We start from the raw sequence: 19,585 nt of genomic DNA, 5'->3' as shown, positions 1-19,585 counted from the left end.
TTGGGGTGACAATCCAACAACTTTCGTGATGGGCTTCCCTTTACAGCGGGCGCACATTCCGTATGATTCGTCGCTCTGATTTGATGGACGGCCTGGTTTGCCCGTAGGGTGTGGACAGGCCGAGCAACAAATTCGGGCGTATAGCTCAGTTGGTTAGAGCGCGTCGCTGATAACGACGAGGTCCCAGATTCGAGTTCTGGTACGCCCATGGAAATTAGCTTTTAGCGGCTAGCTATTAGCAATTAGCTTTTGTAAACTCACGAGCTAATGGCTAATAGCTAAAAGCTAACAGCTTCCCTCAGGGGGTGTAGCTCAGTTGGGAGAGCGCTGCCTTTGCAAGGCAGATGTCGTCGGTTCAAGTCCGTCCACCTCCACTTTTTATTTTGCAGAATTGTTTCACTTGGTCCTTGTGCCCGCACAAGACTTCTGCGACAACCTGCGACCCGCAACGGCGAAGGCTTCGATGCCTGCCTCGCTGCGAAAATGTCTTCCGAGAAGACTCCAAGAAACTAATTTGAATTTCTTGCGAAGACTCGGTTGACGCCAACAAGAGACGACGCTAATCTTCGCCTCCCACTTGGGAAAGACGCCTGACACGCAGGTGACCGGATGAGTCTCGGTACGAGATTTGCCCGGCTGCTTTCGAGTAGCGTCTTCAGCTTACCCGGATAACTTCCGGCGGCTGGAAACTGATATTTTGACAATTTGGTTGTTTGGTAATTGGCATCTAGAGAAATCTAGATAGAAGTGCATTGCCTTTGATTTGAATCGACACTTGCTGTTGGCAACTTGTTGCTGCGGCTTGCGGAGGATTCAGGGAGAAGGTGGTGCAAACAAAAGAAGAGTTCTTTTGGAAGCGTTGTCGATTGGAGTTTGCTCTGCTTTGCAGCAGGGTTTACGAAGGTCGGCATTGAATTCGAATGAAGGATTTCTTGCTAGTTGTTGGACGAAGCATTTGCCTTCGCTTGTTTTGCAAGTGTTAGCTTGTTTTATACGAGAAGGTGATTGTTGGTTTCAGCAGCGAATGTGATATCGTTAATAACTAACTGATTGAAATTGCGTGTTCAGGGTGATGATGGCTGCCAAGCCTGCTTGGTGGTTTGTTTTCAGTTCTGAGTTCGGGATTTCGACGGCCAAGTTATCAAGGGCACATGGGGGATGTCTTGGCATAAAGTGTTAAAAGGGCGTGGAAGTCTGCGAAATGCCTGGGGGAGCTGACAAACAAGCAATGATCCCGGGATTCCTGAAAACGGCTCACTGAATACATAGGTGAGCACGTAACAACCTGGTGAACTGAAACATCTAAGTAACCAGAGGAAGAGAAAGAAAAATCGATTCCGTCAGTAGCGGCGAGCGAAATCGGAAGAGCCCAAACCTTGGAGGTTTCCTCTGAGGGGTTGTAGGACTTCAATATCTGATTGTGAATGGCTAGTGGAAGATTCTGGAAAGTATCGCCACAGAGGGTGACAGTCCCGTACACGAAAGCTTATTCACACGGTAGAAGCACCTGAGTAGGTCCAGTCACGTGAAACCTGGACTGAATCCACGGGGACCATCCCGTAAGGCTAAATACTCCTTTATGACCGATAGCGTACCAGTAGCGTGAGTGAATGGTGAGAAGAACCCCTGCTAGGGGAGGAATGTGAACCTGAAACCATGTGCCTACAAGCGGTCGGAGCTCTATGGGCTAGTTTACTAGCCAACGAGTGACGGCGTGCCTTTTGCATAATGATCCGGCGAGTTGTGGTATGCGGCTTGGTTAAGCTCTTACGGAGCGTAGCCCAAGGGAAACCGAGTCTGAATAGGGCGAACATTGTCGTATGCTGCAGACGCGAAAGCTGTGTGATCTACCCATGGGCAGGTTGAAGCGCGGGTTAAACTGCGTGGAGGACCGAACCCACTTAGGTTGAAAACTGAGGGGATGACCTGTGGGGAGGACTGAAAGTGTAATCAAACCAGCAGATAGCTCGTTCTCTCCGAAATATCTTGAGGGATAGCGTCGTGTAAACTATTTTCCGGGGGTAGAGAGACTGAATCGGATGGGGGCCCCTCCCGGGGTACCTCACCGAACCAAACTCCGAATACCGGAAAAATTACCGCGGCAGTCAGTCCCTGGGGGATAAGCTCCAGGGTCGAGAGGGAAACAACCCAGATCGCCTGCTAAGGTCCCGAAGGACCACTTAGTCACTAAGGAAGTTGAGATACTATGACAGCTGGGATGTTGGCTTAGAAGCAGCCACCATTTAAAAAGTGCGTAACAGCTTACCAGTCGAGTATTTCTGCGCCGATAATGAACGGGAGTAAGTGGTACACCGAAGCAGCGGATTGTAGATTTATCTACAGTGGTAGGAGAGCGCCGATGAAGAGATACGAGCCATACGGTAACGAGTGGTGTCGGCTTCATCGGGTGATTATGCCGGAATGAGTAACGATAAAACAGGTGAGAATCCTGTTCGCCGAAAGCCTAAGGTTTCCTGGGGAAGGCAATTCCGCCCAGGGTTAGCCGGTACCTTACCTAAGGCCGAAAGGCGTAGGGGATGGATAGAAGGTCAATATTCCTTCGCCGGTTGTGTATACGATGTGGGGACGGCGTCCAGAAAGTGAGCGGTACGAATAGAAATGTCCGTAGCGAAAGCTGAGTCATCCAGGGTTAAAATACTGGTGTCCGACAAGGCATAGCTCGAGAGCATCTAAGTTCTCGAAGTCATTGGAAGGACGTCCAAGAAAAGCCACTAGTTTAAGCAACTGACCGTACTAAAACTGACACAGGTAGGCGAGATGAGAATTCTAAGGCGCTCGGGAGAACGGTGGTTAAGGAACTCTGCAAAATGGCCCCGTAAGTTCGCGATAAGGGGCGCCTCTTTTGGTTCACGCTGAGAGAGGCCACAGAAAATCGACTGTATCGACTGTTTATCAAAAACACAGGTCTCTGCTAACACGCAAGTGGATGTATAGAGACTGACACCTGCCCGGTGCCGGTAGGTTAAGGAAGACAGTTAGCGTAAGCGAAGCTGGCGACCGAAGCCCCGGTAAACGGCGGCCCTAACTATGAGGGTCCTAAGGTAGCGAAGTTCCTTGTCGGGTAAGTTCCGACCTGCATGAAAGGTGTAACGAATTCAGTACTGTCTCAACCACCGACCCGGTGAAATTGTAGTTGTGGTGAAGATGCCACATACCCGCGGTTAGACGGAAAGACCCCGTGAACCTTTACTGTAGGCTGATATTGGGCTGAGATATGTTCTGTGTAGGATAGCTGGGAGACTTTGATCCAGTAGCGCTAGCTACCGGGGAGTCGTTGGTGAAATACCAGCCTGGTCATATTTTAGTTCTAACTTTGATCCCCTGAATCGGGGCAAAGGACAGTGTCAGTCGGGCAGTTTGACTGGGGCGGTCTCCTCCCAAAGAGTAACGGAGGAGTGCAATGGTACACTCAGCATGGTCGGCAATCATGCGAAGAGCGTAAAGGTAGAAGTGTGCTTGACTGCGAGACCCATAAGTCGAGCAGGTACGAAAGTAGGTCTTAGTGATCCGGTAATCCCGAATGGAAGGGTTATCGCTCATCAGATAAAAGGTACTCCGGGGATAACAGGCTTATCGCATCCGAGCGTCCACAGCGGCGATGCGGTTTGGCACCTCGATGTCGGCTCATCACATCCTGGGGGTGTAGAAGCTCCCAAGGGTTTGGCTGTTCGCCAATGAAAGTGGTACGTGAGCTGGGTTCAGACCGTCGTGAGACAGGTCGGTCCCTATCTGCCGTGGGCGTTCAAAACTTGAAGAGATTCAACTTTAGTACGAGAGGATTTAGTTGGACGAAGCTCTGGTGTACCAGTTGTCGCGCTAGCGGCACGGCTGGATAGCTAACTTCGGAAAGGATAAACGCTGAAAGCATCTAAGCGTGAAGCCCGCTCTGAGATTAGGTTTTGTATGTCATTGAGACGAGAGCCCCCAAGAAGACGACTTGGTTGATAGGCTGGACGTGTAAGTACCGTAAGGTATTAAGCTAACCAGTACTAACGGGCGAAGACTTGGCCGTTGATATCCCGCACTCAAGACAATCCTTTGTCGAGTTCAGATTAAAACGCGTCCAAAAGTGACAAGAAGTAGATCGATGAATCGATTACCAAACAACACCATGTCAAAACATGGCGTGATGCAGGTGAAATATCTTGCATCATGTCTTTCTGGCGACCATATCTCAAAGGTTCTACCTGTTCCCATCCCGAACACAGCAGTCAAGCTTTGAGAGCCGATGATAGTGCACACCAGCGTGAAAGTAGGTATTGCCAGATTTTTGAAACCCTTTTGTTGTAGCCAACAAAAGGGTTTTTTTATGCGCCGATTGCATTTCTCTGATCGCATTTTGCTGATCGCATTCTGAGCAATTGTCAAATGTTGTGTTCTGAGATTTAGAATTAGGCGGCAATTTCATCCTGCATGATTCCGTCTTTGAAGGAACGTCCTTCGATGACGAGGGTGAGTTTTTCGTGGCAGTTAAGCCGTCTCCATTTCTTTGATGCGGACTCGGCGAGCTTGAACATCATCGTCAAACTCGCTCGCCTCGTGCCGCTGCCTTTGGTCTTTCGATGACGAAGACGGATCGTCGCGAACGTTGACTCAATCGGGTTGGTCGTCCGCAGGTGGCTCCAGTGCTCCGCTGGAAAGTCATAGAACGTCAGCAACACGTCGCGGTCTTTCCGCAAACAATCGCACGCCCCTGCGTATTTCGCGCCGTACTTCTCCAAGAAGTGGTCAAACGCCTTGTTCGCATCGTCTTTCGTTTCAGCTTGCCAGATTTCGTGCAGGTCGCCTTTCGCTTTGGGCTGAACGCTCTTGGGCATCTTGTTCAAAACGTTGGCCGTCTTGTGAACCCAGCAGCGTTGTTCACGTGTCTCGGGGAACACTTTTCGGATCGCCGCCCAGAAGCCCAAAGCACCATCACCCACAGCGATCTTCGGTGCCATTTTCAAACCACGCTGCTTCAAGTCGATCAGCAACTCGCTCCAGCTTTGTTCGCTTTCGCGATAACCGTCGAGCACCGCGATCAGTTCTTTGCGACCATCGGGCGTGGCTCCCATCAGTACCAGTAAACACTGTTTTTTGTTGGCATCGTCTTCCAATCGCACTTTGGCATGAATGCCGTCAGCCCAGACGTAAACGTAGTGTTTGTCGGACAGATCCCGCTTGCTCCAGTCGTCGTATTCGCCCGACCATTGCTCCTTGAGCCGGCAGACCACGTTGGCGCTCAAACCCGCCGCACGCTCACCAACGAGCGACTGCAAAGCTTCACCGAAATCACCAGTAGAAATTCCTTTGAGGTAAAGCCAGGGGATGAGTTCTTCGATGGCCTTGGTCTTTCGCAAGTAGCTCGGCAGCACGCTCGGTGAGAACGTGATTCTCTTGCTGCGATCAGGATCGTTGTCGCGAACTCGGCCCTGGGTGACGGCAATGGACCCGGCCCCGGTGAGGATTTCCCGCTCGGGAAGGTTTCCGTTTTTGACGACCAGCCGCCTGCCGTGCTCGTCGGTGCGATCGGCATGCTGCTGGATGAAAGTATCGACTTCGGCGTCGATCGCGGCTTGTAGCATCCGCCTGGCTCCTTCTTTGACAATTTCATCGAGCGGACTCCGCTGATCGAAATGACTCCGAAAGGAAATCACTTCTGGATCGAGAGCCTCGTCCACTGGCACGTCGGGTCGGTCTGTTTTAGTCTTGTTCATGGCGTATTCCTTTGCCCACTTCGGGCCGTTGGAGGGTTGAAGTTCCAACAGGATGCGCCACCTTTTTCATTCACTCAAGAACACAACTTTCGACAATACCTCTCGCATTCTGTGTAAGCCATGTCTTTTATAGGCCGTATTGAGCGGAGCGAAATACGGCATTTTCGCCGCACCCTGTCTCGCTCCATCCAAGACGCTCCACCAACAAGGACTCACCCATGACTCAATTAAACACCGGACCCACCGACGACCAACAAATTACCGATCCCGGTGCCATCGACGATGATGCCAGCAGCGAATTCACCGAAACCACTTCGGGGCTAAAGTATCGCGTCCTACGAAAAGGCGATGGTGCCATGCCGGCTGCTTCCGATTCAGTCGAAGTGCATTACAAAGGTTGGTTGGAAGACGGTTCTATCTTTGACAGTTCTTATCGTCGCGGCGAAACCATTTCCTTCCCGCTCAGCGGAGTCATCCCAGGATGGACTGAAGGAATGCAATTGGTAGGTCAAGGCGGAATGATCGAACTGCAAATACCGTCCGACCTCGGTTACGGTCCACGAGGAATGCCACCCGTAATTCCTGGCGGGGCAACATTGCAATTCCTGGTCGAACTGTTTGATGTGAAGTAGCACCTGGCCGTAGCTCTCGTAGGCCGTAGCGAGCCACAGCGAGTTACGGCAATTTGCGCGTACCGCCGTAACTCGCTATGGCTCGCTACGGCCTACTTTCATGGGTCGCTAGAAGCCCCTGATGAAAAGCATTGCAACGCAGCAAATTTAGCAAGCTGCACGATGACAGACAACACGAACTGGACCGCTGCGAAACATTGCGGCAACGGCACATTTCACTGATCGCCAGTATGTAGGCCGTAGCGAGCCATAGCGAGTTACGGCAAGTTGCGCATACCGCCGTAACTCGCTATGGCTCGCTACGGCCTACATGCTACGGCCTACATGCTGCGGCCTACATCTATTCACAAGACTTCCCACGAACAACACTCGATCGACACACGACACATTTGCTGGAAATAGAATAGTGGGAGATTAAAAACCGTTTAGGTGGTCTACCTTTATGAGGCTTTTGGTGCATACTAGAACCTTACCCAAACCCCTCTATAGCGGTTCTCGATTTGGTTTTAGGCATCCCATCATTGCAGGCGACAAATCCGTCCTTGGACGTTTCGCTAGACGTACGCAGTGGTGACGTTGCGATGGTGTCGTTTGTAGTTCCCGTGTTCAACGAACAGGATTCCATTGCAGATCTGGTTCAACAGATTAGCCAAGTTTGCCAGCGATCAGATATCCGTCACGAAGTAGTTCTGATCGACGATGGTTCGACGGATGAATCTTGGAAAGTCATCCAAGCCGCTTGCGCAGAGTGTGATGAAGTCAGTGGCATTCGTTTCCGACGCAACTTTGGCAAAGCCGATGCATTGCAGGCGGGGATTCAGGCGTCGGTTGGCAAAATTGTGATCACGATGGATGCCGACCTGCAAGATGATCCGGCGGAAGTCCCCCGATTCCTAGAATCCATGAATCAAGGGCTGGACCTTGTCAGCGGTTGGAAAAAAGTCAGACATGATCCTTGGCACAAACTGATGCCGAGCTTGGCATTTAATAAGTTGGTCAGTTGGCTAACTGGGGTCAAACTTCACGATCACAACTGCGGGTTCAAAGCTTATCGCCGAGAGATTTTTGACGAGGTGACGCTGTATGGCGAACGCCATCGTTTCGTTCCTGTTCTAGCCGCCGCGAAAGGTTGGAAAGTCGGCGAGATCGAAGTCAAACATCATGCTCGTAAGTTTGGACATTCCAAGTACGGAGTATCCCGATTGGTGAAGGGTTTCTTGGACTTGATGACGGTTCACTTGTTGACCGGCTATTCCAGTCGTCCTTTCCACTTAATTGGTTCGATCGGTTTACTGTGTTTTGCTGCGGGAGGTTTGGGGATTGTTTACTTGTCAGTGATTCGCTTGTTAAGTCACTGGTCCGATTCGATGGTGAATGTGCATTTGCACCAAACAGCCGTTTTCTACTACTGCATCTTGGCCGTTTTACTGGGTGCACAATTCTTGACGACGGGTTTGCTGGCCGAACTGATTGTTTCTCGCACCACCACCCAAGGATCCGCTTTTAGCGTTGCTGAAAAGGTCGGGCGGTTGGCATCTGACGAAGGAGATCACTCAGCTTGAATGGCTGAGGTGCGGGGCAAGTGAAGAAACACGTCATCAAACGAGCGAAACGTTGGGTTAAGTTCAAGATCATCATCTTGTTGGCACTAACCGTCATTGCTGTCGGGATCATATTCGCAAAGAGTCCCGAAGGTGATACCGCGTTTCTGTCTGCGAATGATCGTAGCCGTTGGTGTACGGTGGCATCACTGGTGGAGCACGGAACGTATGTCATCGATGATGTGATTTCGATCCGCGATCCGAATAATTCCGGCCGTCGGCCTTGGGACACGATCGATAAAGTTCAGCATCGTGGGCCAACCGGCACGGTCCATTTTTACAGTAGCAAACCACCGCTTTTTCCCACGATGGTGGCAGGTGTTTACTGGGTGATCAACAAGTGCACGGGGCTGAAGATAACTGACCACCCGATTTTGATTCCAAAAATCATTTTGTTGTTGGTCAATTTGCCGTTGTACGGAATTTTTCTGTGGTCGATGGCCAGTGTGATTGATCATCTCTGTCGCACATCTTGGGCGAAGTACACCGCGATGATCGCAACTTCGTTTTGCACGATGTTGTTGCCGTTTTCAATTTCGCTGGGCAACCATTTGCCAGCGGCCGCGTCGATTGCGGTAGCGACTGCACTCTATTTTTACGCCGCGGAAATTCTGGATGACGAATACGGCGTTTGGAAGTCTGTTCATCCGCTGGTTTATTTCCTGGCCGGGATCGCGATCGCGTTTGGTGTTGCGAATGAGCTTCCGGCGCTCGCGATGGCCGTCTTGTTCGTTGGATTGTTTTTTCTACTTGAAAGATCTTCAGCCGTGCCAATTTTCTTGGGCGCGTCGCTAGTTGCGTTTTTGTTTTTTGGCACCAATTGGATCGCGCATCAAAGTCTGCGCCCGGCATATGCGCATCGTGGCAACGGAATGAAGGTCGGGAAGTTTATTAAAACAACGGATTCGACCATTTCAAACGACCAGAAATTGGAAGACTTATCCGAGCAGTTGGAAGTGCATTTGCGGGAAGTCAGTCGTCTGGGCAAGGAGCAAAGTATTCAGCTTTCACATTCGGACGAATCAGAACGGTGGCGAATCACGGCGGCCAGTCGTGATTATGCTTTGCTAGACAAAGGCGGACACTGGGAAATGAGGTTATGGGATGATTGGTACGAATACCCTGGTAGCTATTGGCAAGACGGTCGCCGCCGAGGCGTCGATTTGGGCGAGCCTTCCAGATGGGCCTATTTGTTCCACATTACCATTGGTCATCATGGCATTTTTTCGCTGACGCCGTTGTTTTTTCTAATTCCGTTTGGGATTGTCAGGTTGGTGCTCTTCGGCCCCGCCGATCTGATGCGGTTTTCGATTGCGGTCAGCATTGCCAGCATTGTTTGCGTGGCCTTCTACGTCATGCGCCCCTTGATTGACCGCAATTACGGAGGCGTCAGTTCGTATTTTCGCTGGGTTCTTTGGTTCATGCCACTTTGGATCCCCATGGTTGCAGTCACATTGGATGATTGGTCGCAATATCGATGGTTTCGAGTGCTGGCAATTGTGTTGATAGCAATCAGTACGGCTTCGATGTCAACAGCGCTGGCAAACCCATGGCAATCGCCTTGGTTGTATGACCTTTGGCAGGATTGGACTGGATAGCGAACGCCGCTGAAAGGTACTCTTCGAGCTGGATTTGACGTGATTTCCGCGTCAGAATCGCGCGCAACGGAAGGCGTGGATTGAAAGCGAAATCGGAAGCCGCCCCATCACGAAAGACGAGCCGTACGTCTCGTGTGGTTTTTGCTGCGCTAATCGTGGTTTCCATCCTGTTCGTCATTCGTTCGCTTGCGCCTCAAACGATCGGTGAAACCGTTCGCCGGAACGTGCTCGCCCAATTGCAACTGCACTATTCCGACCACCATGTTTCGATCCGCCGAGGCAATTTTGATCCGGCCCGTGGTTTGGTATTGGAAGGGCTGTTGATCGAGCAAAAAGCAGGTGTCGTCGGATCGGGACGTCGCCCACTGGTTCGTATTGATCGGTTGACGGTCATGGGATCGTTCAATGCCGAGCGTTTGAAGACAAAACAAAATCCGATTCAAACTGAGCGAGTTGTTTTGGAAGGTGTTCATGCCGAAGCATGGATCAAGCCAAACGGCAAAGTCTCGCTTGAATCGTTAATGCCGTTGCCCGTTTTGGGCCCAGCAGCGCCGCGGATGGATCTGCGTGATGTCACGATTCAGTTGCACGGCGCCCCAGACCAGCGCCCGATCAAGGCAGAGCTTAGCGATGTTGTGATCATCAATCGCACAAGCGTCGATGGAAACTGCAACAAAGAGATCACGCTCCGTGGTTCTGCTGAATTCGCAAATCAAATTACTGCCAAAATCTCCACGAAAAACGGGGCAACCGATTTCCGCGTGATGGCATCGGGCGGACGTTTCGATCGCGGCCTCTTCGATCGACTACCAACGCCATGGGCCAACAAAATTCGTGACGCGCGGATGTTACGATGCGTGGGTGACGTTGGGTTGGCCGTGTTCCAAGACCCTAGTGGGCATGTAAATTTCCGCATGACCACCAATGTTCACGATGGTCAATTCAGTCACCCATCGATCCCGTATCCCATCACTGGACTAAGCGGCAAAATTGTTTGCGATCCAGGTGGCATGACCATCGAAGCTTCTCAAGCAAAACTTGGTGATGCCGTCGTGCGAATCAGAGGCAAGACTGCTGGATATCGCTTTCCATGTGACGTGGACTTGAAAGTGGAAACGGTTGGCTTGATGTTGAACGATCGCATTGCCAAAGCACTTCCGGCAAAGCTTCGCGAAGGCTGGGAAAAGATTCAGCCGATCGGCCGCATCGACATTGATGCCGACGTCACTTGTCGTCAAGCGAAATGGAGAACGGAAGGTGAACTGATTTGCAAAGGCGTCGATGTTCGTTACGAAAAGTTTCCCTATCCGATCGAGCAATTGGTTGGACGCATCAAGGTGACGCATGGATTCTTGATCACGGATGACTTGAGCGGCCGGATCGCGGGCAACCAAATGCAATGTCTGTTTCGGATGCCCATTCGTCCAGATTTGACACACGAAAAATCGTTTGCGATTGCAACCGACGGACCAGTACCGATCGATCGAACATTGCTGCGATCTTTGTCGCCATTGGGCAGCACATCCGCCGGGGCGATGGAGCAGTTTGTACGAAGCTTGAATCCCTCGGGTAGCATACGGCTGGCCAGCGCAACGTTTGCCACCGATGCGAACAACGTTAAATCACGCCAGATCGATCTGCGAGTCGTTGACGGACGCTTGACCTACGAAAAATTCGCGTACCCACTGTACAACGTTGCTGGCACGATCGAAGTCAAAGATGATCTGGTGCGGTTAAAAGGTTTTCGTGCGACCAATGCCAATGCAGGTGTGATTCAATGCAGCGGCGAATACCGATTGCCAAGCCTTGCAAACTCACAAAACACCTCTGCACTACAGCCTGCACCGCAACTTGCACTTCGGTTTCAAGCGGCCGGTGTTCCGATGGATGAGTCGCTTCGTCAGTCGTTGCCGGCTCAAACACGTCAAGTTTGGGATACGCTTTCGCCAAGTGGAGTTTTAGACAAGCTGGATGTCTTGGTCATCAAGCAAGATCCGAAAACTCCGCTAGGGCTTGATGTAAAAGCTCATCAACTCGGCCATGGGCAAGTGACCAATCGAGTCTTAAGCCTGAAGCCCCCGTCGATTCCCTACCGCATCGATTTGACCGAAGGCTCGGTTCACTTTGATGGTTCCCAAGTGATGATTCAGTCGATTCGCGGCAGCCACGATGCATCAAGGATGTTCGCCGATGGCAGTTGTATCGAAGGCCCCGATGGTCGCTGGGTATTGTCGTTGGATTTACATGGTGGCAGCCGGCTGCATCCCGACGCTGAATTGATTGCGTCGCTGCCTGGTGAAATGCGAGAGGCCATGCGACGGTTGCAGCTTCGCGGTCCGGTCAGTATTCGTGGCAACACTCAAATCGCTCTGCCGTCTGAATATGTCCCAACCACCGATGTCGATTGGGATCTTGCGCTTCAATTGGAAGGCAACCGAATCGGAGACGTTGGACCGGTGCATTCTTTGCGTGGCGAAGTCTTGGTCAAGGGACATCGAGACGAAACAACGCTGCGAGCCGATGGACAGGTTAAGTTGGATTCGATGCACGCCTATGACCTGCAGATCACCGGCGTTCGAGGACCGTTTTCGATCGTGGACGATCGCCTGACATTAGGAGAACAAGCGAGCCGCCAAACAATCCGAGGCAATATGTTTGGCGGGGCGATCGATCTTGATGGTGACTTGGTTTTTTCCTCCGGAAACTTCGACGTGCAACTAGCGATGTCGGATGGTCAGATGCCAACCCTGTTGGCCGAATTTGGGCACTCGGATCAAGAAATGACGGGAACGTTTGGCGGACAAATTCAACTTCAAGGCAACCTTAGCACCACGGATCTATTGAAGGGCACTGGCGCAGCCGAAGTGAGTGGTGCCAATCTCTATAAGCTGCCGTTCTTGGTTCAAGTGCTCAATCTTCTTCGCATCAGTGCGTCAGAAGATTACGCGTTCACTGACGGTCAGGTTGAATTTACGTTATTCGGTGATTCGCTGACCTTCAGTGACATGCAACTCTGGGGCGACCTGGTTTCATTGCAGGGCGGTGGAACCCTGGATCGAAGAAACGAATTGGATTTGACCTTCAATACTCGAGTGAGTCCGAAGAACAGTTTCACCCAAGTCTTTCGACCGCTGAAAAGCCGTCGCTACACACTTTGGACGATTGACGTCAACGGCCCCATTTCCAATCCGCATGTGGAACGACGCGCGTTGGACGGGGTCAGCCAGACACTGGGCCGTTGGTTCCCAGGAATGAATCGTGAATCAGATCCGTCACAAGTCCGTTCCGCAGGGGCGACATCCGAACCGAGGTTACGGCGTTAGAGAAGTTTCCATTTCGCAGGAGAGAAACCGATGAACATCAATCCAGCCGCTGCCGCATCGGTGGCCGGCACGTCTCGCGCCGCAGCCAAAGGCGGTGAAAGCGATAACCAAGCCGCACAGGCTTCCGCAAGACAATCCGCAGCAACATCGCCTGGCGGAAAAGCAGACGGCGATAATTCGCTCGAAGCAGGTGAGCAAACAGGCGATCGTGACGCGAACGGCCGTCAGATTTTAGATGTGTTTGAACGAAGTGGCGAAGAACAAAAACAGGGTGAGTCACCGGAGGAGCAAGAAGCAAGCTCGAACCACGACGGTCACTTAGATTTGGAAGCGTAACCGATGTAGGCCGTGTTTCGCTTTGCTCAACACGGCCTACGGTCACTTCTAAATCAGATCTCTTAACGAACGGATCGCCAACGGTTCCTTGGTTGCGATGGGTTCGCCGTATCGGCGGGCAATCAAATTTCCCCAATGAGCGGCGTCGGATTCGAGTCGCTCGATCAGTGTCGGCGGCTCGGTGGGTCGTCCGGCAATGAACTGGCTTTGATAGGCTTCGATGCCGCGTCGTTTCCTTTCCCAATGATCGCTGATGTCAACAATCAGGTCTGGTTCAATCGCCAACCGCAAGTGAATGCAAAAATAGTAGTAGACTCGTTCGGGGTGAAAGCGATCGCCTGGCATATCGGTCTTGCTTAGCTTTGACCAGAACCTGGCCGCTTCAATCAAGTCAGTCGCGGCAACATGATCCGGATGAGCATCGTTCCAGTAGGGCGCAAAAATCCATCGCGGACGTAGCATTCGGAAATAACTCGCGACCAATTCACGAGCCTGCAGCGTCGCCTCCAGTTTGCGATTAACCAACCCGGCGTTGCCACGCCACGTGACCTTCAGGATTTCAGTGGCCGCGATCGTTTCCTCGCGGCGCAACGATTCGCTACCGTGTGGCGTTGGTTCTCCTGTCGTCAAATCCAGAATGCCGACCCGCATTCCTTCGTCAACCATCTTGGCAATCGTCCCACCCAACGCCAATTCCGCATCGTCAGGGTGAGGTGCAACGACCAACATGTCCAGCGGATCGGTAGCGGGTAGATCGCTCGGCGAACAAGTGTGAATCATTGGCATGTGTGATGTTCCGAAGTAACTGGTCCCGGGCGATGCCCAACGCCGTGAAGGGTTTCTAAATTGTTTAACCGCGTGGGCATCGCCCCGCGCGTTCGAGGTCAGCACGACGCGCGGGGCGATGCCCACGCGGCTAAACGAACTAATCCGTGTTTTCCGGGACCAAAACTCTTCACGGCGTTGGGCTACGCAACTGAGCGCAAGTTGGATTAACTTGGTATCGGAGATTGTAGCGGGATTGGTTCGGTTATTTGAACTTTTTCCAGATCAAGGATTTTCACTTTGCAGTTTTGTCGGGCGTGTCTGCTAAAGATTCCAGCAAGGAGAGATCTTTGGCAAGATCCATTGCGTCAGTTGTTGTTCCGACCTTCCTTGATAGCCTTCCTTAATGGCGTTTACCGAGCATCGTCAAGACTTTAGCGATTCAGTAAACCGGCCATAACAAGGCAGGCCAGAATAATCAGGCCTACAAACATTCGCAGGCCCCATCGGTCCGTTTGAATCGTTGATCGATCGCTTCGCAGACCTCGCAAGTACAGCACAAACGACGAACCGACCATGATGGTTAGAACGTTGATGGATACCAACAACAGCGGACCAATGATCGGATTTCCTCGATCGCCCGACTGCGTCATTCCGAATGCTAGCTGCAAACCTGCGGTCGATATTGGCGGAACGAGAGCCGCGGCGATCGCAGCACCCGCCAGTGCTGACGATAAATGTCGGCGGGTTCTTGCGTAAGACGCCGCGATCCCGCCGACAAGTCCAACGCAAAAATCGAGTATCGTTGGATTGCACCTTGCCCACATTTCACCAGTGCTGGAAATCCCTTGGGTAAATCGCACCAACAGACCAAACAAAAAGCTGGCAGCCAACGCACTTAAGAATCCCAATCCAATTGTCACCAGGGAAGACTTGAACAACGGCCGATTCCCGTGTGCTAATCCCAAACCGGCTCCCAGGATTGGAGTCATGAGTGGCGCGATCAGCATCGCGCCGATGACCACCGCCGCCGAATCTTGCAACAAACCAAACGCTGCCAGCATTGACGATGCACTGATCAAACCAAGGAATTCCAGGTTCGGCTGCGACCCTTCCGTTAGCGACTGCGCCAATTCAATTCGTTGCTCGCGATCCATGGGCTCGGCTACTTTTGCCGCTAGGTCACGAATGCGACTGGCCCAATTGTCGATTGCAGTTTCACCATGTTGGTGCAACAACACCGAAGCCGATGTCGTCCCTGCAAACAACGCCATTCCGAGCTCTCGTTCTCGCTGGTTCCCATTGCGAACACAGTCAACAATGATCAGATCACCGGATTCACAGCGACTTTGTTGGGCTGACAGAACCCGCTCTGTCAGTGATTTCGAGTTCAGCGATTTCGAGCTACCCTCTTCTGAATCAAGTTCGTGAGAACCAAGGAGTTCGATTCCGGTTTCGAGTCCGAGCAACTGCCTGCAAATTGAATCTGTGGCCGGTTTGTTGGACGGACCTAAACTGAAAACATGCGACGGATCTGTGGGAGGATCACCTTGGCTGTTGATCCAAACCGTTGGTGTGGGTGATTTGTGAAAGATGGACTTTTGAAACGCATCGTCGTCGTGATCTGAGCACAGAACAAGTAAGTCGGCATCGTTTGTTCGGACATGCCCAATCAGCGCATCGACATCGGAATCGACTGTTGCGGTGGCGATGACGAAGTCGTGTTTCGCAGCAAAATCTTTCGCATAAGCGGCTAGCGTTTTGCGATCGGATCCCACGATAACCAGCGTCGCCGATGCGGACATCGATTCGCAAAACCGCTCAATCCAAGGCAGACCTTGATTGAGTTCGGTTTGCGAACAGACAGCAAAAAATAGATTCACTAGAAAATGTCCTGGCAACGAAGGTTAGGGAACTGTCCCGAAACAACTTCCCGATTTCCTAACCCGAAAGCGTTAGCGTAAGTGAGGGATTTACACGTCAAACAAGGTCCCTCGCTTACGCTTTCGGGTTGGGATTTAATCTCATGAAGGCAGTTCGGGGCAATTCCTAAGAAGACCAATCGGGCGGACGCTTTTCGCAAAACGCTTTGATTCCTTCTGCGGCCGCGTCAGTGGTGCAAACACTCGCCCCGGTCGCGGCACCCGCATTAAGCTGCGTCAAAAGCGATTCACCGATGTCTTCGTTGAGCACTTTTTTGGTAGCTTGGATCGCTTCACGCGGCGCTTGGCTGCATCGATTCGCCCAATCAACGGCCGTTACCCAAACCTGGGACGATTCGACTGGCTTGTCGCAGATGCCAAGCCGACAAGCTTCGGCCGCGTCGATCGGTTGCCCGGTCAACGACATTCTTGCAGCCAATGCCGAACCGAATCGAAACGCTAACAACGCTGTCGTCGTCGCGCCGACCAACCCACGCCGTACCGCGACACTGCCAAAGGCCGCCGATTCAGACGCCACGATGATATCGGCGGCCAAGGCAAGTGATAGGCCTGCGCCCAGTGCGGATCCATCAACCGCAGCGATGACAGGCTTGGGGAAACGAAGCATCTGTTCGATCAGACGAGTCAGTTGATTCCAAGCGTTGAACCATTCCGGTGCTGCATCGCCGGGTGGCATCGACGCAATTTCCTGCATCACGCCCAAATCTAAGCCGGCACAGAAATCATTTCCGGCACCCGAAAGAACAACTGCTGTGACGCCCTTTTCTTGATGCACATCTGAAAACGCGGTCATCAAGTCTTCGATCAACGTTGGGTTCAGCGAGTTTCGGGAATCGGGGCGATCCATCAGGATCGTTGCCACGTTCTGATGAATTTTGACGTCAACGTGTTGCATGATTCGTTGTTCGATCGTTTGTGGCATTATTCAGTGTTAAAGCAAACATTGAGGCACAACATAACAAAAAAAGCCCCGAAGACCGAAGTCTTCGAGGCTTTCACTTTGCGTGAGTGCCGCTGGGTCAGCAGGCACTATTACAATGGTTCACTTCCAGAAACTGGAGCTCAGCCACCACAGGAGGTGCAGCCAGCGCCGGTTGCCATTGGGGCAGCTTGCATTGCTGGAGCTGATTCCATGATGACGCCTTCGCTGTAGCCACTGTCGTAGCTAGGAGCTGATTCCATCATGGGAGCCGATTCCATCATCATCGGGCTGCTGACAGCAGGAGCCGAGTAAACAGGAACGGTGACCGTCGAAGGAACTTGCTTGCAAACTTGAACTTGAACAGTCTTCATCGACTGCACAGGAACGCAAACTGAGTAGCTTTCCGGAACTTGCTCGGTCACTGTGTCATAAACAGTAACGTTGTAGCTGCGGGTACGTTGCTCAGGAACGTTCACGGTGAAGTTGACGTTGCGAGTTCGTTGTTGCGATTCCATACGAGTCTTGTTGACCGTACGGGTGCGAGTTTCGCTGGTCATCGTGGTTTGAGGAACCATGCGGGTGCGTGTTTCCATACGAGTCTTGGTCACAGGAACGGTGCGGGTGCGTGTTTCTGAAACCATGGTCGTGTAAGGAACGGTCTTCGTCTTTTGCTCGGTGCGGTACTTGGTAACGCTGCGAGTACGTTCTTCTTGACGAGTACGTTGTTGCGAAACCATGCGGGTGCGGGTTTCGGTTGACATCTCGGTGTAAGGAACGCTACGCGTACGAGTTTCTTGACGAGTACGTTGTTGTGAAACCATACGAGTACGAGTTTCGGTGTTCATGGTCGTCACAGGAACTTCGCGGGTGCGATCTTCCATGCGAGTCTTCTGAACGGAAACCATACGAGTTCTGGTTTGAGTCGTCATCGTGGTCACAGGAACTTCGCGGGTGCGAGTTTCCATGCGAGTACGTGTGACAGGTACTTCGCGAGTCTTAGTTTCGCTGCGGTACTTGGTCACGGTGTAGTCACGAGTACGTTGCTCGGTACGGCACTTTTGAACTTGAACGCTACGCGATCGTTGCTCGGTGCGGTACTTCGTAACGTTAACCATACGTTGACGAGTTTCGGTACGCGTCTTGGTGACAGGAACCATACGAGTTTTCGTTTGGCAGGTCATCTTGGTCACGTTGTAAGTGTAAGGCACTTGCGACGATTGACGCTTGTAGGTCGTGGTAGGAACTTGAGTGGTAACACAGTTCGGTACGTAGACCTTCTTGTAGCTAACCGTTGGGCAAGCTGGTGCACATCCGCCACAACCGTCGTTGCATCCGCCACAGGCAGGTGCGCTTTGAACAGCTTGGCATTGGTAGCTCCCCATGTCCTTGGTGACCGACTTCATCGTGGTCACAGGAACGCAAGAGCTGACCGTACGGTAAGCAGTCTTGGTTTCTTGAACAGGAACTTGAACTTGGTAGCTTTGAGCAACTTGCTCGGTGTAAGGAACGTTCACGGTGTACGACTGAGCAACTTGCTCGGTGTAAGGAACGGTAACCGAGTAAGGTTGTTCAACGGTTTCAGTGTAAGGAACGTTAACGCTGTAAGTTTGCGTTTGCGTTTCTGTGTAAGGAACCTGAACGGTGTAGCTCTGAGTCGTGGTTTCGGTGTAAGGAACCGACACTTGATAAGTCTCAGTCTTAGTCGAAGTGACAGGAACTTGTACCGTGTAGCTTTGCTCAACTTGCTCGGTATAAGGAACGCTAACTTGATAAGTTTCGGTTCGTGTCGTGGTGACAGGAACTTGAACTTGGTAGCTTTGCTCAACTTGCTCGGTGTAAGGAACCGTAACTGTGTAGGTTTCTTCGCGAGTCTTTTGAACAGGAACCTGAACGGTGTATTCCTGAGCAACTTGCTCAGTGTAAGGAACCGTTACGGTGTAGGATTCTTGCTCGGTGTAAGGAACCGAAACGCTGTAAGTTTCCGTACGCTGTTCGGTCTTTGGAACCTGAACGGTGTACTCTTGAGTCACTTGCTCGGTGTAAGGAACCGACACTTGGTAGGACTGTTCGACTTGAGTCGTGACAGGAACCTGAACGGTGTAGGCTTCTTCCTCGGTGTAAGGAACAGCAACTTGCACGGTGTATGTTTCTGTACGCGTTTGCGTTTGAGGAACATTTACGGTGTAGGTGTCTGTCTTGGTTTCGACGCGTGCAACTTGCTTCGTCACATTCTTCATGCGAGTCTGCGTTTGACGTTGGTACGTCGTGGTTGGTACTTGGCGAGTTTCAGTCACCATTTGTGAACGCATAACCGTTCGTGTTTCGTAGGAGACGGACGGTCCACATGAACCTCCATCTCCCATGACGACGCTGCCGCCGCCACAATCCGATGCGACTCCGCCGCCGGTGCTGCAAGCAGAGCCGCTGTCGCAGCCTCCACAGTCACCACATTGTGCCTGGACGCTAACGGCAAACATCAGTGCCGCGCAAAGTCCGAAAATTGTTCTAATCACTTGTGCTCTCATCAAAGGAACCCTCCGGAAACATCTCTGGACCACTGTGGTCAAAGATTAAAATCGAGGAAGCATTTACGGCTGCGTGTAAATGGGCCGATGGCCCTACGGGAACAGAATCTATGTTGCAATCCCCGAAAGTCAACATCCGCAACGCACTAAGATAGGGAAAAAGGGCAAATTATCCGGCCGCCGAGCCCGTCGCACGCTGGAACCAAAAATTCTTTTGAAGTTT

10 protein-coding genes, 2 tRNA genes and 2 rRNA genes are annotated in these 19,585 nt (G+C 51.9%); 9 read left to right on the top strand and 5 right to left on the bottom strand.

Annotated features, from left to right (window positions below):
* The first annotated feature begins 134 nt into the window (after positions 1-134).
* The 4 genes from RC85_RS12485 (at position 135) to rrf (ending at position 4,289) form a co-directional block, all read left to right on the top strand.
* Positions 135-208 (top strand) — tRNA-Ile (locus RC85_RS12485).
* Between the two features lie 93 nt (positions 209-301).
* Positions 302-374 (top strand) — tRNA-Ala (locus RC85_RS12480).
* 757 nt (positions 375-1,131) lie between these two features.
* Positions 1,132-4,033: ribosomal RNA gene (locus RC85_RS12475) — 23S ribosomal RNA — on the top strand.
* Positions 4,034-4,180: 147 nt separating this feature from the next.
* Positions 4,181-4,289: ribosomal RNA gene (rrf, locus tag RC85_RS12470) — 5S ribosomal RNA — on the top strand.
* A gap of 123 nt (positions 4,290-4,412) precedes the next feature.
* Here the strand turns inward: rrf and RC85_RS12465 are convergent.
* A complete protein-coding gene (locus RC85_RS12465) occupies positions 4,413-5,717 on the bottom strand; it encodes an IS256 family transposase (protein ID WP_068263125.1) in 1,305 nt (434 codons plus the stop codon).
* A 218-nt stretch (positions 5,718-5,935) separates the two neighbouring features.
* Here RC85_RS12465 and RC85_RS12460 point away from each other — a divergent pair, with 218 nt between their 5' ends.
* The 5 genes from RC85_RS12460 to RC85_RS12440 all read left to right on the top strand — a co-directional run bounded on the left by RC85_RS12460 (position 5,936) and on the right by RC85_RS12440 (position 13,207).
* The gene (locus RC85_RS12460; RefSeq protein WP_068263115.1) at positions 5,936-6,349 is read left to right on the top strand and encodes an FKBP-type peptidyl-prolyl cis-trans isomerase; all 414 of its coding nucleotides are present in this window, start codon (positions 5,936-5,938) and stop codon (positions 6,347-6,349) included.
* 581 nt (positions 6,350-6,930) lie between these two features.
* On the top strand, positions 6,931-7,911 hold the full coding sequence (locus tag RC85_RS12455) for a glycosyltransferase family 2 protein (protein WP_068263124.1): 981 nt from the start codon (positions 6,931-6,933) through the stop codon (positions 7,909-7,911).
* 20 nt (positions 7,912-7,931) lie between these two features.
* Positions 7,932-9,548 carry a hypothetical protein gene (locus RC85_RS12450; protein ID WP_084422606.1) on the top strand — a complete coding sequence of 539 codons (1,617 nt, stop codon included), beginning with the start codon at positions 7,932-7,934 and terminating at the stop codon, positions 9,546-9,548.
* Positions 9,549-9,703: 155 nt separating this feature from the next.
* Positions 9,704-12,871 (top strand): AsmA-like C-terminal region-containing protein, encoded by a 3,168-nt coding sequence (locus RC85_RS12445; protein ID WP_162273205.1) that lies wholly within the window; start codon positions 9,704-9,706, stop codon positions 12,869-12,871.
* 30 nt (positions 12,872-12,901) lie between these two features.
* Positions 12,902-13,207, top strand: a complete 306-nt coding sequence (locus RC85_RS12440; RefSeq protein WP_068263111.1) for a hypothetical protein — start codon at positions 12,902-12,904, stop codon at positions 13,205-13,207.
* Positions 13,208-13,255: 48 nt separating this feature from the next.
* On the opposite strand, the gene bshB1 is transcribed toward RC85_RS12440, so the two are convergent.
* The 4 genes from bshB1 to RC85_RS12420 all read right to left on the bottom strand — a co-directional run bounded on the left by bshB1 (position 13,256) and on the right by RC85_RS12420 (position 19,314).
* Positions 13,256-13,993: a bacillithiol biosynthesis deacetylase BshB1 gene (gene bshB1 / locus RC85_RS12435; RefSeq protein WP_068263110.1), complete on the bottom strand. Its 738-nt coding sequence runs from the start codon at positions 13,991-13,993 to the stop codon at positions 13,256-13,258.
* A 413-nt stretch (positions 13,994-14,406) separates the two neighbouring features.
* Positions 14,407-15,855, bottom strand: coding sequence for a DUF389 domain-containing protein (locus RC85_RS12430; protein WP_068263108.1), 1,449 nt, complete (start codon positions 15,853-15,855; stop codon positions 14,407-14,409).
* A 166-nt stretch (positions 15,856-16,021) separates the two neighbouring features.
* Positions 16,022-16,837: an enoyl-CoA hydratase/isomerase family protein gene (locus RC85_RS12425; RefSeq protein WP_238383125.1), complete on the bottom strand. Its 816-nt coding sequence runs from the start codon at positions 16,835-16,837 to the stop codon at positions 16,022-16,024.
* 140 nt (positions 16,838-16,977) lie between these two features.
* Positions 16,978-19,314, bottom strand: a complete 2,337-nt coding sequence (locus RC85_RS12420; protein WP_476748593.1) for a hypothetical protein — start codon at positions 19,312-19,314, stop codon at positions 16,978-16,980.
* Positions 19,315-19,585: the final 271 nt, after the last annotated feature.

Origin of the sequence: Rubripirellula obstinata (assembly GCF_001642955.1) — a bacterium.
In the GTDB taxonomy this organism is placed as follows: Bacteria; Planctomycetota; Planctomycetia; order Pirellulales; family Pirellulaceae; genus Rubripirellula; species Rubripirellula obstinata.
Note: the sequence above shows the minus strand (reverse complement) of the source record. Positions and strands in the feature narration are given on the sequence as shown.